Source organism: Paracoccus tibetensis (assembly GCF_900102505.1).
Lineage (GTDB): Bacteria > Pseudomonadota > Alphaproteobacteria > Rhodobacterales > Rhodobacteraceae > Paracoccus > Paracoccus tibetensis.
Genome location: NZ_FMVT01000004.1, coordinates 1 through 15,586 on the forward strand (window position 1 = coordinate 1; position 15,586 = coordinate 15,586).

The following is a 15,586-nucleotide window of genomic DNA, read 5'->3' on the forward strand; positions in this document are numbered from 1 at the left end:
CCCGAAGGATCAACTTCTCGAGCGTGAGGTCCGACACGGCCTTCCGGAGCCGCTCGTTCTCCTTCTCCAACTCCTTCAGCCGCTTCACTTGGTTTGTCTTCAGCCCGCCATACTCTTGACGCCACCGGTAGTAGGTGAACTGCGTCACGCCAATTGAGCGAACCGCCGCGGCCACAGACTGACCCTGCGATACCAACACATCGACTTGCCGGAGCTTCGCTACAATCTCTTCGGGCTTGTGCTTCTTCTGGGGCATTGCTTGTCCTCCATCTGGCTCGAAAGCCTACTTCAGGGAGGACCACTTTTCAGGGGGCAGGCCAGTACACCTTCGACCTAAAGCCAAAACGGAATACTGTAGAAGGATTAATAGCGTTCCTCCTTATTATACCAATCACATTGATGCTCGTAGCAAACAACGGCCTCCTGACAAACAACTTTGGCAGTATCCTAAATGAAACATCCGCTTCCGGCTCAGGACCACAAGACTAACGTGCAGAATATGCTGATTGTCGGCCTTTTTGCAGGCTGCATGATTGGCTTTATCTTGTCGATGTTAGCTGATGCATTCCGTGTAGGAGAACTTAAGGAAGTCCCGCCGTGGCTACAGAGCGTGTTCAGCGGTCTCGCTACGCTGGTGAGTGTATACGCAGTCTATCTTGTTAGTCAGACCTTGAAAGCCACACAAGACACTTTGACAGCGACAAAGGATATGGCAGCGCAGCAGGCTGAGACAAACATTGCGCAGACAAGGGCGTGGCTCCATGTGCATCAGTACAAGTATCAGGGGAATGTCGAGGTAAGCGACGAATTTGGCTGGGATCTTGAAGAACAAATTTGGCTACAGATGATGAACTATGGCAACACGCCCGCACTTGATGTATCTATAGTTGCCATGGTGAACTTCTACCATTTTGAAGGATACGAGCAAGAAAGCCTCAGCTGCGAACCCTTCTTGTCGTTTAAGGGCGTGCCTTTCACCAAATCAGCCATTCTGCCAGGTAAAGAGACAAGCGCAATTTGGGTGAGTTTTTCTTCCTCCGAGTGGCCCCGTAGCTTCGATCTTGCCTTGTATATTGTTCAGGTTAAATACTTGATAATGCCTTCGCGGGAGGAAGTATCGGAAGTTTTCACCTTTAAAATGCACATTCATGAAGAAGACGTATGGTTAGAGCTTCAGTGAAATTCTCTGTCAGTAGTACCACTCGCCCTTTGTAGAAAGCGCTCCTCCTTGCCTAATTCATATCTGTTCTCGAAGTCAATTAGCCAGAAGACTGCTGCGTAGTCCTCTCTTTGCCCTTTGTTCATGAACGGTCCCAGGTTCTTTTCCTTCAAGCAGCCGGAGCAAAGACTGTAGTATGTCTTTCCGTCAAAGTATGGCTTTATGTGACAACCGGGACAAATGCACTTTGGACTGTAGGGCTTTCGCCAGTCATGAGCTTTGTTCTTCCGGCGGTAGTCAGTGATGAAGGTTGCAAGACTCATAGAACCACCTCTAGGAGCCCACAGGAAGGGATTTCAGCGCCCTTTGTGTTGTTCTGGTAGGAAGGGATAGGAAAACTGCTAGACCCCACTGGAATGCCCACCCGTCCCCACTCTCTGAAAGATCTAGAGCGGACTTCTCGGTTGGCTTGCTCCTCAGTTGTCAGCTTTGCCCACTTAGTGAGTGCCTGAGGCTTCCAAGAGACGTTTTGACTATCCTTGGCTTTGGTAGTCATGAGGGTGTCAGGTGAATAACCCAGACTAAGCAGCAATCGCGCCCCATCGTAAACCGGGGAAGCTACAAGGCCGATAAACTCACCTTTCAGATATAGAGCAAATTTGGACTTCTTGTCTGTCTTGTCAGATGGCAGGGTGTCGTAGGTCTTTAGTTGATACTCCAAGATAGTTGTTTCTGTCATAAATATTCTTTCTCAAATAGCGTAGTCTAAAATTTCTTCTTCTTGTTGGTGAAGCCAATTTTCAAATAGCTGTTTCATTCTTGTAGAGGCGATATAAAGATCCATAGGCTTGCCATTACGAACAGCACTACGAAAGATAAACTGGATCATCTCGGAGAGGGCGAATTGGTCTCTGTCTAATGTCATGCCGTAGGAATTAAAATAACGCTCTACGTCCATATTCGGGTTTCTGTCATAAAGATGAACGACAACATCCCTGTCAGCGTATTTGTTAGTGGCTCTAGTCTTTGCAGCTAGGAAACAATCAATCTTATTCGGCCTAGGATTACCGTTCTTATCTAGGTGTAGTATTGGCCTGTCCCGGTCTCGAATAACGCAACGCGAACCCCTACCGGCATTGTCTTTTGGTAGCGTTACGATCATCCGGCTATCGTCATTCTTGAGTAGTTCCCGGACTGACCTGATTGCCCTGCCGACTTGACCTAGCTGATCCTGCCGCGCCCCATTATACCAATTCCAATTCAAGCTATACTTGCTTAACGCTTCGATTGCTCTTGTGGATTTGAAGTTGATAAGGCTGCGGAGATTGGCAATTACTTCTTCATTAGATTTTCTGAGCGGAATGAACTTCTGTTGTGCTGAAATGCTATGTAGTTCAAGAAACTTATCAAGCATTGACCCTTTGAAGTTGTAGGTCAGGATTGTTGTTTTCTTGGGGGCTAGAAACAAGTCAATAGGTAGCTGAGTTACGAGATATCCAATTTGACCAGCCTTGCATTTAGAACGATAGAGAGTGCCTTTAGCAGCTTCACGGGCAATAGCCTCGAACGATCCACCTACAAAATGGCTAAGTGGTTTAAGAAGTGAAATCTTCCCGCAAGGCTCAAGAACTTCAACTTCGCCGTATTCTACAAGGTGCTCTACATCGCGGTTCTTGCACTTATATCGCTTAATCGCAGATACTTCCTCGTCACATACCAATTCATATCCTTGATCCTCAATCGCTCGCCAGTGCCGCTCGTCAAACCTCTCAAACAGCGCATGAGTGCAAGCTATGTTTTCTCCATCCTCAAGAAGTTTTAGTACATCATCAGTCTTGTTCTTTCCTTCTGGTGATTTGAAGTTGCCTTCTGGAATGTGATCCTGGATACGAGTTTCTACTTCATCCAATAAGGGAGACAGATATATGAACTTCTCATCTGGTCTGCTCTTCATGTTGTCTAAATAGGAGTGTGTCTTACCTGTTCCGGGCAAAGAATCTACATATTCAATATCGTTGTTCATAATTAAGTCCTGCAAATAGTTATCTACACCACTGAAATGAGTGGCTTACTTTTAAATTGTTCTGACTGTGAATTCCGCAAACCAATACGAAAAAATGCCCTACAACTAGCTCCGGGGGTGAAGCTGTCGTAGGGCTTAGTTTGCAGGAACATGAATGTCTGACTTTTTGATAGGCTGACGGACCTACCGGCGCTAAAGACAGGAAAACGCGCTTCTCAATTTAGGAAAAAATGAGACTGAACCAGACCTACTGAGACTGTTCTTTTCTCTGAGATGTATATAATCACGATGAGGCACTTTTTCAAGTAGCAGTTAACATTTATCAAATGGTATTCGTCATTATTTCCTTGACTGTTCGCTATTCCGCTAGACCCGCTCTCGCCGCCTACATCTAATCCAGTGACAACGCAGCCACTCTTAATCCGCCTCCGCACTATAGATAAGAACGGTAGCGGGCGGAACACACTACTCACTTTATTTACCAGCTACATCTTGACGACCTACAGCATCACCACCACGTAACTATAGCGATGATACTATAGATATTCTATTATCATGTAGGTTATTTATATTATGAATAGGTTGTGTAACTATAGTTATAGAACGCTCTGCTATCCTACAAAGATGAGCGGTTAAGACTATAGTTCTCTTAGTCAACGACACGTAGTTCTAAGAACGAAGTTAGGCAGTGCTACAACTAATCCATGAAGGAAGCTACAAAGCCTGATAAGGCGACTAGCTGTATGAACATCACTCTCTGAAAGAAAGGGACTAGGAGACGTAAGGCTCCGCAGCCTAGATCAAGACTTTTAGTCCGAAGCCCCTTAGGGCGAGAGGACGTTAAGAAAGTCGTAGAGATAGGGTAATCAGTCTATAACTATAGTTCTAACATCTATATTATTTGTAGTTCATCAAAAATAAATAGTACAACACGAGTCCAGGATTGTTCTTTTCGTAGAAAAGACAGGATGAGCAGCGTTAGCTGGTCAGACTGAAAGACGACGCGCTCGTTATACCCATAGTCCTAGAACTCTTGTCCTGCTGTTCTGAAACGTTTGTATAGTACCCTCTGCTGGTCATAGTTTATTATACGAGAACTGCGTTTTCCGACGAAAATTACTATATTAAATCAAGACGTTAAACCCCCTGTAGAGTCGATTCTGGGGAAAATCCGCCCAGACTGTAATCTTGAGGGACCTTACAAGCCTCCTCTGAGGCAATATAACACCACAATTATTCAGAGATTTCAGCAGCCTGTTCCGCTTTTGCTGCCTTTACGGCTATGTGTTATCGTGTAACAGAAGTGTTACCTTCCCGCTCTCCGAGACAATCCAGAAATTTCACTTTCCCACGGAAGGAGGGTAGTGTGTTTTTTCTGTTCTAAAGCATTATCTTCTTGAATAACTGATTTTCCTGTTCCTGGACTTTAACTGATTCTTTTTCTTGAGCATCCCTTTTATTCTTGCTGTCAGGCTTTCGCTCTGACGTGTTCGTGAGATTGTAAGCAACTCACTTGACTCTTTATCCGAACAAATTCGGACGAACTTATGGCGATTCGCTTCCTTACGTGTCCTTTATGGGTAAACCGAAACGCTACGTCCGATCAGGACGCTTTATGCGTCCCAATAGGGTTGAATCATGATTTATCGGACGCTACTTCTATAACATCTAGACCCTAATCGGACACACTCATCATGGCTACTTACGGATACGCTCGCGTCTCTACCACAGACCAAGACCTGACCATTCAACAGGAAGCACTCAAGAAGGCAGGATGCACTGTCATACGCTCTGAGAAGGCCACAGGGACCAAGCTTGAGGGACGTAGGGAGTTGGCTACCCTTCTGGACTTCCTGACCTCTGGCGACGTTCTGGTAATCACTAGGCTAGATCGTCTTGCCCGCTCTATGGATGATCTCTCAGCTATCGCAAGGCAGCTACAGGAAAAGGGAGTAGAGTTGCGGGCTACGGAACAGCCCATAGACACTACAAGCCCTGCCGGTAAGGCGTTCTTCCAGATGCTAGGTGTGTTCTCAGAGTTTGAGACTAATCTTCGCAAAGAGAGACAGCTTGAAGGGATTGCAGCAGCCAAGAAGGCAGGTGTCTACAAAGGTCGTAAGCCTTCCATTGATGGTGAGAAGATCAAGCAACTGACTGCTGAGGGTGTCGGACCTGCTGAGATTGCCAAGCGCCTAGGTGTTGCCCGCTCTAGCGTCTATCGCTTCCTGACCTGACTAATCCTCTTGACTGAGTTGTAGGATGATGAACGGGGATTCCCTTACGGGAGTCCTCTTTCTGATTCGTCTAGGGTCCCCCCTGAAAATTCGAGGAAGGTTTGCCCACTGGTGGGTAGCCCCACACATCCACAAAACAAGCTGGAAACCTTCACCTTGAGGAAACGACCTCAGGGACCAACCCAGATTCTAGAAAAAATGTGAAAAAGAGCCTAGTCAGAACAAGTCACAGTTGCCGCGCTCATACAGCAACTGCGCTCGCGACCTCTTACTTTCTGCGTCGGCTAACCACTGTTCCATCGGGACCGGCAAACCAACAAGGTCCTTCTTCACGACGTTGTCATACGCAGAGTTCATTGCTGACTCGAATATCCGACCTAGAACGAAATCTACAGAAGGGCCAGCGGCTAGAAGCGGCACGAGGTAAGGCACGTGCTTCCGATGTTCTTCCACAGTGATAGTTCCCGCCTCGACAGCGGAGAAAAACTGCCGGCCGGCCGCCATGCCTCGCTCAAATAGCGCAGCTTGACGGTCTTGGTCCCCGCTTATCTCAGCATATGTCCCGCACTCGAATGCGATCCACATGAACCGCGCAGCTTGCGCGTCAGCTTCGGCAGCTAGTGCGACCTGCGGCCAAAGTGCGAGAACTAAGGCAGATGTTCGGCGCATGAAGGCGTCCTAAACCTATCTAACACGTGTCATGGCAGATGTAGGTGGTTAGCGTAGGTGGTAGTACCCTCATAACTAACTGTAAACTCACGAAATAAGGGTCATGGCGGAGCGAGAGGGATTCGAACCCTCGAGACGGTTTCCCGCCTACACACTTTCCAGGCGTGCGCCTTCGACCACTCGGCCACCGCTCCGTTGCGGCTTCGTAGCCGCTTGGCGAACGGGGTGCAAGCGCCGCGGCGCGTTCAGAGACGGGAGATGCGCTTTTGCAATTCGGCCAGTTGGCGACGGATCTCGGCCATGTCCTGCGCGTCGTCGACGCCGCCTGCGCCTGCCGATCCACCGGGCGTGCCTGCATCCATGTCGGCCGGGATCGGGCCGGATCCCGCGCCCCGCCAGCCGCCCATCATCGCCCGCAGGAAGATCTGCTGCTGACGCTGCAGGGCCTCGAAGCCTGGCATCGAGGCCATGGGCCCCGACATCGTCGCCATGTTCTCCATCATCTTCGACTGCCCCTCGCGCAGCATCTCGAAGCTGGCGGCCAGGAACTGCGGCACCACGGATTGCGCGCTGGTCGTGTAGCTGCGCACGAGGTCGGTCAGCACATCGATGGGCAGGACGCTTTCGCCGCGGCTCTCATGCTCGGCGATGATCTGGAGCAGGTACTGCCGCGTCAAATCATCGCCCGACTTCAGGTCGACGATCTTCACCTCGCGGCCCTCGCGGATGAAGCGGGCGATGTCCTCGAGCGTGACGTAGTCGCTGGTTTCGGTGTTGTAGAGCCTGCGGCTGGCATAGCGCTTGATCAGCAGCGGCTCGGTCGGTGCGGCCATCGCGCCTTTCCTTTGTCTTGACTTGTCGCATGATGAAACCCGCGCCGGGGAAAGGCAAAGGAAAATTGCCCGTCGCGGCGGCACTTGCGCGGGGTGTCAGTCCGGGCGGGGGGCCACCGGGCCGGCGCCGAGGCGCGGGCCGAGCCTTGGCGCGGCGCGGTCGGTCGTCAGCGGACTGCGCGAGAAGCGCAACGGGGTGCGCAGGCCCGCGATGCCCTCGGGCCGGATGACAAGCGCGCGTGCCACGATCTGCGGGTCGCCAAGGGCCTCGGGCACGGTGTTGATCGGGCCGCACGGCACCCCGGCCGCGCCGAGATCGGCGATCAGCGCCGCCTTGACCCGGATCGAGGTGCGGGCGTCGATGCGCCTGCACAGATCCTCGCGATGCGCCACGCGCGCCGGGTTCGTGGCGAAGGCGGGATCGTCCGCCAGCGGGTCAAGCTCGAGAACCCTGCAGAGCGCGCGGAACTGGCGGTCGTTGCCGCAGGCGATGATGAGATGGCCGTCGGCGGTCGGGAAGACCTGGTAGGGCACGATGTTCGGATGCGCGTTCCCGAGGCGCCGGGGCACCAGCCCGCCGAGGAGATGGTTCGCGGCCTGGTTAGCCAGGACCGCGACCCCCGCATCCAGAAGCGACAGATCGACCTGCTGGCCGAGCCCCGAGCGCTCGCGCTCGGCCAGCGCGGCCTGGATGCCGATGACGCCGTAGAGGCCGGTGAAGATGTCGATCCAGGCGACGCCGACCTTCTGCGGCTCGCCGTCCGGATCGCCCGTCAGGTCCATGATCCCGCACATGCCCTGGATCATGAAGTCGTAGCCGGGCTGGCCTTGGCGCGGCCCGGTCTGCCCGAAGCCCGTCACCGACGCATAGACGAGGCGCGGGTTCAGGGCCGCGAGGCTGCCGTAGTCGAGCCCGTAGCGGGCGAGCCCGCCGACCTTGAAGTTCTCGATCAGCACGTCGGCCTCGGCGATCAGCGCCTTTAGCGCCGCCAGATCCTCCGGGCGATTGAAGTCGCAGGTCACCGAGGTCTTGCCGCGGTTGGCGGCGTGGAAATAGGCGGCCGCGGTCTCGGTCCCGCCCGCGCCGTCGTCGCGCTGCACGAAGGGCGGGCCCCAGCTGCGGGTGTCGTCGCCCTCGGGCGCCTCGACCTTGATGACCTCGGCGCCGAGATCGGCCAGCGTCTGCCCGATCCAAGGGCCGGCGAGGATGCGGGCGAGCTCGACGACCTTGAGGCCCGCGAGGGGCGCGCTCATCCGAAGGCGGCGAGGTCGGTGATCGCGCGGCCCAGGATCAGCGCGTGGACGTCATGCGTGCCCTCGTAGGTGTTCACCGTCTCGAGGTTCTGGGCGTGGCGCATCACGTGATAGCCGATCTGGATGCCGTTGCCGCCATGCATGTCGCGGGCCTGGCGCGCGATGTCCAGCGCCTTGCCGCAGTTGTTGCGCTTGATCAGGCTGATCATCTCGGGCGCGAACCGGCTCTCGTCGAAGAGCCGGCCAACACGCAGGCTGGCCTGCAGCCCGAGCGCGATCTCGGTCTGCATGTCGGCGAGCTTCTTCTGGAAAAGCTGCGTGGCGGCCAGCGGGCGCTGGAACTGCTTGCGGTCGAGGCCATACTGGCGGGCGCGGTGGAAGCAGTCCTCGGCCGCGCCCATCACGCCCCAGCTGATGCCGTAGCGGGCGCGGTTGAGGCAGCCGAACGGGCCGCCCATGCCCTCGATGCCGGGCAGAAGCGCGTCCTCGCCGACCTCGACATCCTGCATGACGATCTCGCCGGTGATCGAGGCGCGCAGGGACAGCTTGCCGCCGATCTTGGGCGCGGACAGGCCGGGCATGCCGTTTTCCAGGATGAAGCCGCGGACCTTGCCGCCATGCGCCTCGGACTTGGCCCAGATCACGAAGACGTTGGCGATGGGGCTGTTCGAGATCCACATCTTGGCGCCGCTGATCCGGTAACCGCCATTCACGGCGACCGCGCGGGTCTTCATGCCGCCGGGGTCCGAGCCGGCATCGGGCTCGGTCAGGCCGAAACAGCCGATCGCCTCGCCGCTGGCAAGGCGCGGCAGATACTTGCGTTTCTGCTCCTCCGAGCCGTAGGCGTGGATGGGGAACATGACCAGAGACGACTGCACCGACATCATCGAGCGATAGCCGCTGTCCACCCGCTCGACCTCGCGCGCGACAAGGCCGTAGGCCACATAGGAGGCCCCTGCCCCGCCATATTCCTCGGGCACGGTGACGCCGAGAAGGCCGGCCTCGCCCATCTCGCGGAAGATCGCCGGATCGGTCTCTTCGTTCAGGTAGGCCTGCTCGATCCGGGGCATCAGGCGGTCCTGCGCGAAGCCGCGCGCGGCCTCGCTGATCATGCGCTCGTCCTCGGTCAGCTGCTCGGCCAGCAGGAACGGGTCCGCCCAGTCAAATTGTCCGCCCTTGTGCGACGTCGATGCCATGTCTCGCCCTCCCTCGGCCTGTCGCCCTCCAGATAACCTGCCGGGCGGGCAAGGGAAATGCCCCAGATGCGCGCTGCGGCGTCGCGCCCGGATCAGGACGCCTGCGTGGCCAGCCCGTCGATCCGCGCGGCGACATCGGCGGACCGTGCCTGGACCAGCGCAAGATCCTCCGCGCCGAGATCGGGGCGCGGGTGGCGGCTGAGAAAGCAGAACATGCCGAAGATCGAGCCGTCCTCCCGCCGGACCGGCATGCTCAGATGGCTGCCGATGGGGATCATCTGCGTGATCGGCAGCTCGACCGCGATCGGATGGGCGCTGGTGTTGGTCATCAGCTGCGGCAGCCGCCCGTCGATGATGTGCTTGCAGTAGACCTCGCGCAGGTCCATCGCCTGGCTCGGCTGGATCAGCGCCTCGAGACCCGGCGCGCTGACGGCACGAAAGACCGCCCGCTCCTCCACGAATTCGGAGAGATAGGCGACTTCCATCCCGAGCATCTCGCGGATGGTGTCGAGGGCGTGCTGGATGGCGGCGCGGTCCTCGGCGCTGCGGGCGATGATGGGCAGGGCGGGCGTGTGATGCGTCATGGGGTCCTCGGGCAGCGGTCGGGACGATCCTGACGCGCCCCGCCCGATTTGCCGAGGGAAGAATAAGACGAAGTTTAGGCAGGGCGCGACCGCCCCTGACCTAGCCGTCCATTTTCAGCGCCTGGATGAACGCCGTCTGCGGGATCTCGACCTTGCCGAACTGGCGCATCTTCTTCTTGCCGGCCTTCTGCTTTTCCAGCAGCTTCTTCTTGCGCGTCGCGTCCCCGCCATAGCACTTGGCGGTCACGTCCTTGCGCATCGCCGACAAAGTCTCGCGCGCGATCACGCGGGCGCCGATGGCGGCTTGGATCGGGATCTTGAACATGTGTCGGGGGATCAGCTCTTTCAGCTTTTCCACCATCACGCGGCCGCGGGCCTCGGCGCGGTCGCGGTGGACCATGATCGAGAGGGCGTCCACCGGCTCGTCGTTCACGAGGATCGACATCTTGACCAGGAAATCCTCGCGGTATTCGCTGATCTGGTAGTCGAAGCTGGCATAGCCCTTGGTGACCGACTTGAGGCGGTCGTAGAAGTCGAAGACCACCTCGGCCAGCGGCAGGTCATAGACGACCATCGCGCGGTTGCCGGCATAGGTCAGGTCCAGCTGGATGCCGCGGCGGTCCTGACACAGCTTCAGCACGTCGCCCAGATATTCGTCCGGCACCATGATCGTCGCCTTGATGCGCGGCTCTTCGATATGGTCGACATGGGTCAGGTCGGGCATGTCGGCGGGGTTGTGCAGGTCGCGCACCTCGCCGTCGCGCATGTGCAGCTTGAAGACCACCGAGGGCGCGGTGGTGATGAGATCCAGATCGTATTCCCGCTCCAGACGGTCGCGGATGACTTCCAGATGCAGAAGGCCGAGGAAGCCGCAGCGGAAGCCGAAACCGAGGGCGGCGGACGTCTCCATCTCGTAGCTGAAGGAGGCGTCATTGAGGGCCAGCTTCTCGATGGCGTCGCGCAGGGCCTCGAAATCGTTCGCGTCCACCGGGAAGAGGCCGCAGAAGACCACGGGCTGCGCCGGCTTGAAGCCCGGCAGCGCCTTGGCGGCGGGCTTTTTCTCATGCGTGATGGTGTCGCCGACGCGGGTGTCGCGGACCTGCTTGATCGAGGCGGTGAAAACGCCGATCTCTCCCGGCCCAAGCTCGCCGATATCGACCATCAGCGGGGTCAGCACGGCCAGCCGGTCCAGCTTATAGGTGGCGCCGGTCTGCATCATCTTGACCTGATCTCCCTTGCGGATCACCCCGTCCATGACGCGGACCATCACCACGACGCCGAGATAGGCATCATACCAGCTGTCCACCAGCATGGCCGTCAGCGGCGCGGTGGCGTCGCCCTTGGGCGCGGGAAGGCGCGTCACGATCGCCTCCAGCACCTCGGGAATGCCGAGGCCGGTCTTGGCGCTGATCGGGATCGCGTCCTGCGCGTCGATGCCGATGACCTCCTCGATGTTTTCCTTCACGCGCTCGGGCTCGGCGGCGGGAAGGTCGATCTTGTTCAGGACCGGCACGATCTCGTGGCCCGCGTCTATCGCCTGGTAGACGTTGGCCAGCGTCTGCGCCTCGACGCCCTGGCTCGCGTCCACGACCAGCAGCGAGCCCTCGACGGCGCGCATCGAACGGCTGACCTCGTAGGCGAAGTCGACATGGCCCGGCGTGTCGATGAGGTTCAGGACATAGGTCTTGCCGTCCTTCGCCGGGTAGCTGATGCGGACGGTGTTGGCCTTGATGGTGATGCCGCGCTCGCGCTCGATATCCATGCTGTCCAGCATCTGGGCCTTCATGTCGCGCTCGGCGACGGTGCCCGTCAGCTGGATCAGCCGGTCGGCCAGCGTGGATTTCCCGTGGTCGATATGCGCCACGATCGAGAAGTTGCGGATGAGGTCAAGCTCGGTCATGGCCGGGCTATACAGGGGCGCGGGGCGCACGGAAAGAGGGGATCGCGCGGCCCCGCGCAGGTCGCGTCACCGCACCGCGGGCCGGTCCGCGGCCTGAAGCATGAGCCGCGCGACCTCGGCCGAAGAGGCCGGGTTCTGACCCGTCACCAGCTGCCCGTCGGCGATGGCGAAGCTCTGCCAGTCCGGCCCGCTCTCGTGCCGGGCGCCCGCGGCCGAAAGGCGGTCGGCCAGCAGGAACGGCACCGCCTCGGTCAGGCCGACGGCCTCCTCCTCGCTGTTGGTGAAGCCGGCGACGCGGCGGCCGGCGACCAGCGGCTGGCCGTCGGACAGGCGCGCGGCCAAGAGCCCGGCCGGCCCGTGGCAGACGGCGCCGATCACCGCGCCCTTCTCCCAGCCCCGCGCCAGCAGCGCGCCAAGGGCCTCGTTCTCGGGCAGGTCCCACATGGTGCCGTGCCCGCCTGGCAGGAAGATCATGTCGCAGCCCGAGACATCCACGTCCTCGACCCGCTCGGTATGGGCCAGCCGGTTCATCGCCGCGTCGTCCGCCATGAAGCGGCGCACCTCCTCGGTCATCGCGTCGCCCTCGGCCGAGCTGGGATCGGCGGGCGGCCGGCCGCCCTTGATGCTGGCCAGTTCCACCTGCCAGCCGGCATCGGTCAGGATCCAGTAGGGCGCGGCCAGTTCCTCCCAGTAGAAGCCCGTCGGCGTGTCGCTGTCGCCGATCCGGTCATGGGAAGTCAGGATGAAGAGGGCTTGGGGCATGGACTGTCTCCGGCTGGAAAGGGAATGGCGCACGCGGCGCATGGCGGACAACAGGCCGGCCCGCCCGCCGGTTCCGGTCCGCGCTGGTCGCCGTCAGCGGCTGCCGGGGCGCACGAGCCCGTCGACGGGCTGCGCCGGGCGCCGCACGCGCGCCTCGCGCCACATCGCGTAGGCGCCGGCCGCGGCGATGAGGGCGGCGCCCGCAAGGGTCAGCGCGTCCGGCCGCTCGCCGAAGACGACGGCGGCGACCACCAGCGCGAAGGCCAGCCGCGTGTAGCGGAAGGGCGCCACGACCGAGGCCTCGCCGAGCCTCGAGGCCGCGACCAGCGCGGCATAGCCCAGCACGCCGAAGAGGACCGTCCCGGCCAAAAGCGCCGTGTCGAACGTTCCCGGCACGACGATGGCCGTGCCGGAGGCCAGCGTCAGCGCCAGCCCGGCGGGCACCATCGCGCCGAAGGCCGAGGCCGAGAGCTGGTCCGAGGGGACGCCGGGCGGGATGCGGCGCGTCGCCAGATCGCGCAGCGTCAGCCCCGCCACCCCGACCACTGCCAGAAGCGCGGAAGGCTCGACCCCCGCCGCGCCCGGCCGCAGGATCAAGAGGACGCCGGCGAAACCCACCGCGACCGAGAGCCAGCGCCGCCAGCCCACCGCCTCGCCCAGAAACAGCGCCGCGCCCATGACGAGGGTCAGCGGCAACACCTGAAGGATGGCCGAGGCCACCGCCAGATCGCCCCAGGCCAGCGCGGTGACGAAGCCGAAGGCGCCGACGACCTCGCCGAGGTTGCGCGCCATGACCATCGGATGCAGCAGCGCCGCCGAGAACAGCGGCTGGCGCCGCCGCTTCATCCGCAGCCAGAAGACGACCATGCCCGCCGCGCCGGTCATCGCCAGCAGCTGCGGCACGGGCAGGCTGGCGGTCAGCGTCTTCACGAAGGCATCCTCCATCGCGAAAAGCGCCATGGCCGCGGTCATCAGCAGGGCGGCGCGGGTGTTCTCGGTCATGCGGCGCCGCCTTCGATCCGTTCGACCAGCCCCGGCAGCTCGTCCAGCCGGCCGATCTCGCGCAGGCGCGGATGGTCGGGCGCGTCGGCATGTTCGGCCGCCCAAGTCACCTCGTGCGGGACGAACACGCCCCATCCCCCCAGCTCCAGCACCGGGATCACGTCGCTCTTCATCGAATTGCCTGCCATCAGGAATCGCTCGGGCGCGATGCCCTGCGCCCAGAGGACGCGGCCATAGGCCTCGGGCGACTTCTCGGCCAGGATCTCGACCGCCGCGAAACGCTCGGCCAGGCCCGAGGCCGCGATCTTGCGCTCCTGGTCCATCAGATCGCCCTTGGTGATCAGGATCAGCCGCCGCCCCTCCAGCGCGTCCAGCGCCGCCTCGACCCCCGGCAGCAGGTCGACCGGATGGGCCAGCATCTCGCGCCCCAGATCGAGGATGCGGCCGATGGTGCGACCGTCCACCGCCCCGTCCGTCAGCTCGATCGCCGTCTCGACCATGGACAGCATGAAGCCCTTGATGCCGTAGCCGTAGCGGCGCAGGTTCGCCCGCTCGACGTCGAAGAGCCGGGTGATGATGTCCTCGGCCGCGCCGTGATCGGCCAGCAGCGCGCAGAACTCGGCCTCGGTCAGGCGGAAGAAGCTCTCGTTCTCCCACAGCGTGTCATCCGCATCCAGTCCGATCGCCTCGATCATCCGCCCGCCCCCGACGCCCGTCTGCCCCGAGGATCACGCCGCCGCGGCTTTGTCAAATCCGGCGGTTGCCGGCGATTGAGGTGAGGCCGCGGATTTGCTATGCAGGTTGCAGGAGAAGCGCAGAGACCGGGGCAAACCCGGCCGCTTTTCGGTCCGGCCCCGCGCGGTCCGGGCCGCCTGAATGAGGATCAGGACCGGGCACGACCCGGCACCCCGAGGAGACAGAGAATGCCGAACACCAAGAGCAACGGCTCGCCCCTGCCTAGCCGCCAGATGCTGAACCGCATGATCATCGCGGCCGCGGCGGTGGTCCTGACCACGCCGCTGGCGATGGCCGGACCGATCGACACGGCCTGCGTGCGCTCGGACCGCGCCCGTGGGAACGCGCCGCTCTGCGGCTGCATCCAGCAGGTCGCCAACCAGACCCTGTCGCGCGCCGACCAGCGCCGGGCGGCGCAGTTCTTCAGCGACCCGCACCGCGCCCAGGAGGTCCGCACCTCCAAGCGCGAGGCCGACAGCGCCTTCTGGAGCCGCTACCGCGCCTTCGCGAGCCGCGCCGAAAGCCTCTGCCAGCGCTGAGGCCACCGCCCGTCAGAGCCGGGCGATGATCTCGTCGGTCAGGGCGTCGAACTCGGTGACGGCGGGGCCGGTCCCGCCGCGATCCGCGACGCCCTCGCCCTGCCCCAAGGTCTCGGCATAGGTCACGCGGTTGGCGATATGCGTGCCCGCCACGTCCGCGCCCAGTTCGGCCGCCCGTTCCGCCACCTCGACCCCAAGGCGGGTGTGGGCGCGGGTCCGGTTCAGCACGACCAGCACCTCGGCCTTCTCGCGCCGCGCCAGATCGAGAACGCCCTCGGTCGCCCATATGTCCACATGGCTCGTCGCCACCGGCACCAGCACCAGGTCGGCCGCCCGCAGCGCCGGGCGCAGGTCGCTGTCGATCTTGGGCGGCGTGTCGATGATGACGAAGTCGAAGCGCTTCTTCAGTTTCTCGGATTCGTAGCTGGCCCCCCAGGCCGAGGAGGTCGAGAAGTCCATCGCCTCGTCCTCGCCCCGCGCCTGCACCCGCTCCATGAACCAGCGGCCCATGCTGCCCTGCGGGTCGGTGTCGATCAGCGCCACGGAGTGACCGCGCCGGTGCAGGCTGACCGCCAGGTTCACCGCCAGCGTCGTCTTGCCCGAGCCGCCCTTCTGCTGCGCCACCGTGATGATGCGGCCTGCCATGCTTGCCCCTCCTGCCGCTGAGCCTGAGGCACGTTAGCGGCCCGTTGCTGC

Annotated in this window: 14 protein-coding genes and 1 tRNA gene; 3 read left to right on the forward strand and 12 right to left on the reverse strand. The window is 60.4% G+C overall.

All coding sequences use genetic code 11. The features are described from left to right. Positions 1-256, reverse strand: a 256-nt coding sequence (locus tag BLP73_RS06265) for a transposase (RefSeq protein ID WP_139165904.1), incomplete at its 3' end; no start/stop codon positions are given. Between the two features lie 195 nt (positions 257-451). Here BLP73_RS06265 and BLP73_RS06270 point away from each other — a divergent pair. Further along, positions 452-1,180 carry a QueT transporter family protein gene (locus BLP73_RS06270; RefSeq protein ID WP_139165905.1) on the forward strand — a complete coding sequence of 243 codons (729 nt, stop codon included), beginning with the start codon at positions 452-454 and terminating at the stop codon, positions 1,178-1,180. 730 nt (positions 1,181-1,910) lie between these two features. Here the strand turns inward: BLP73_RS06270 and BLP73_RS18985 are convergent. After that, entirely contained in the window at positions 1,911-3,182 is a 1,272-nt protein-coding gene (locus BLP73_RS18985) for a hypothetical protein (RefSeq protein WP_139165906.1), read from the reverse strand. Between the two features lie 1,694 nt (positions 3,183-4,876). On the opposite strand from BLP73_RS18985, the gene BLP73_RS06275 reads away from it, so the two are divergent. Next, positions 4,877-5,416 carry a recombinase family protein gene (locus BLP73_RS06275; RefSeq protein ID WP_090741493.1) on the forward strand — a complete coding sequence of 180 codons (540 nt, stop codon included), beginning with the start codon at positions 4,877-4,879 and terminating at the stop codon, positions 5,414-5,416. A 773-nt stretch (positions 5,417-6,189) separates the two neighbouring features. Here the strand turns inward: BLP73_RS06275 and BLP73_RS06285 are convergent. The 9 genes from BLP73_RS06285 to BLP73_RS06325 all read right to left on the reverse strand — a co-directional run bounded on the left by BLP73_RS06285 (position 6,190) and on the right by BLP73_RS06325 (position 14,311). Beyond that, a tRNA-Ser gene (locus BLP73_RS06285) sits at positions 6,190-6,279 on the reverse strand. A 51-nt stretch (positions 6,280-6,330) separates the two neighbouring features. Beyond that, positions 6,331-6,918 (reverse strand): polyhydroxyalkanoate synthesis repressor PhaR, encoded by a 588-nt coding sequence (gene phaR / locus BLP73_RS06290; protein WP_090741497.1) that lies wholly within the window; start codon positions 6,916-6,918, stop codon positions 6,331-6,333. 96 nt (positions 6,919-7,014) lie between these two features. Beyond that, positions 7,015-8,172 (reverse strand): CaiB/BaiF CoA transferase family protein, encoded by a 1,158-nt coding sequence (locus BLP73_RS06295; RefSeq protein ID WP_090741500.1) that lies wholly within the window; start codon positions 8,170-8,172, stop codon positions 7,015-7,017. Then, entirely contained in the window at positions 8,169-9,368 is a 1,200-nt protein-coding gene (locus BLP73_RS06300; RefSeq protein ID WP_090741502.1) for an acyl-CoA dehydrogenase, read from the reverse strand. Before BLP73_RS06300 ends, BLP73_RS06295 begins: the two co-directional genes overlap by 4 nt. Positions 9,369-9,460: 92 nt before the next feature. After that, on the reverse strand, positions 9,461-9,952 hold the full coding sequence (locus tag BLP73_RS06305; RefSeq protein ID WP_090741504.1) for a GAF domain-containing protein: 492 nt from the start codon (positions 9,950-9,952) through the stop codon (positions 9,461-9,463). Positions 9,953-10,052: 100 nt separating this feature from the next. After that, positions 10,053-11,852: a translation elongation factor 4 gene (lepA, locus tag BLP73_RS06310; protein WP_090741506.1), complete on the reverse strand. Its 1,800-nt coding sequence runs from the start codon at positions 11,850-11,852 to the stop codon at positions 10,053-10,055. A 66-nt stretch (positions 11,853-11,918) separates the two neighbouring features. After that, complete coding sequence (locus BLP73_RS06315; RefSeq protein WP_090741509.1) at positions 11,919-12,614, reverse strand: type 1 glutamine amidotransferase domain-containing protein; 696 nt, start codon at positions 12,612-12,614, stop codon at positions 11,919-11,921. 93 nt (positions 12,615-12,707) lie between these two features. Further along, positions 12,708-13,616, reverse strand: coding sequence for a DMT family transporter (locus BLP73_RS06320; protein WP_090741511.1), 909 nt, complete (start codon positions 13,614-13,616; stop codon positions 12,708-12,710). Continuing rightward, a complete protein-coding gene (locus BLP73_RS06325) occupies positions 13,613-14,311 on the reverse strand; it encodes an HAD family hydrolase (protein ID WP_090741513.1) in 699 nt (232 codons plus the stop codon). The genes BLP73_RS06320 and BLP73_RS06325 overlap by 4 nt, the downstream gene beginning before the upstream one ends. 228 nt (positions 14,312-14,539) lie before the next feature. On the opposite strand from BLP73_RS06325, the gene BLP73_RS06330 reads away from it, so the two are divergent. Then, positions 14,540-14,890 (forward strand): hypothetical protein, encoded by a 351-nt coding sequence (locus BLP73_RS06330; protein WP_245686571.1) that lies wholly within the window; start codon positions 14,540-14,542, stop codon positions 14,888-14,890. Between the two features lie 12 nt (positions 14,891-14,902). On the opposite strand, the gene parA is transcribed toward BLP73_RS06330, so the two are convergent. After that, the gene (gene parA, locus BLP73_RS06335; RefSeq protein ID WP_090741515.1) at positions 14,903-15,535 is read right to left on the reverse strand and encodes a ParA family partition ATPase; all 633 of its coding nucleotides are present in this window, start codon (positions 15,533-15,535) and stop codon (positions 14,903-14,905) included. Between the last annotated feature and the right edge of the window lie 51 nt (positions 15,536-15,586).

Bases quoted from the DNA above. Each gene is read 5' to 3' on its own strand.
- parA (WP_090741515.1), bottom strand. From the start codon at position 15,535: ATGGCAGGCCGCATCATCACGGTGGCGCAGCAGAAGGGCGGCTCGGGC.
- BLP73_RS06315 (WP_090741509.1), bottom strand. From the start codon at position 12,614: ATGCCCCAAGCCCTCTTCATCCTGACTTCCCATGACCGGATCGGCGAC.
- BLP73_RS06325 (WP_090741513.1), bottom strand. From the start codon at position 14,311: ATGATCGAGGCGATCGGACTGGATGCGGATGACACGCTGTGGGAGAAC.
- BLP73_RS18985 (WP_139165906.1), bottom strand. From the start codon at position 3,182: ATGAACAACGATATTGAATATGTAGATTCTTTGCCCGGAACAGGTAAG.
- lepA (WP_090741506.1), bottom strand. From the start codon at position 11,852: ATGACCGAGCTTGACCTCATCCGCAACTTCTCGATCGTGGCGCATATC.
- BLP73_RS06320 (WP_090741511.1), bottom strand. From the start codon at position 13,616: ATGACCGAGAACACCCGCGCCGCCCTGCTGATGACCGCGGCCATGGCG.
- BLP73_RS06305 (WP_090741504.1), bottom strand. From the start codon at position 9,952: ATGACGCATCACACGCCCGCCCTGCCCATCATCGCCCGCAGCGCCGAG.
- BLP73_RS06270 (WP_139165905.1), top strand. From the start codon at position 452: ATGAAACATCCGCTTCCGGCTCAGGACCACAAGACTAACGTGCAGAAT.
- phaR (WP_090741497.1), bottom strand. From the start codon at position 6,918: ATGGCCGCACCGACCGAGCCGCTGCTGATCAAGCGCTATGCCAGCCGC.
- BLP73_RS06330 (WP_245686571.1), top strand. From the start codon at position 14,540: ATGCCGAACACCAAGAGCAACGGCTCGCCCCTGCCTAGCCGCCAGATG.
- BLP73_RS06275 (WP_090741493.1), top strand. From the start codon at position 4,877: ATGGCTACTTACGGATACGCTCGCGTCTCTACCACAGACCAAGACCTG.
- BLP73_RS06295 (WP_090741500.1), bottom strand. From the start codon at position 8,172: ATGAGCGCGCCCCTCGCGGGCCTCAAGGTCGTCGAGCTCGCCCGCATC.
- BLP73_RS06300 (WP_090741502.1), bottom strand. From the start codon at position 9,368: ATGGCATCGACGTCGCACAAGGGCGGACAATTTGACTGGGCGGACCCG.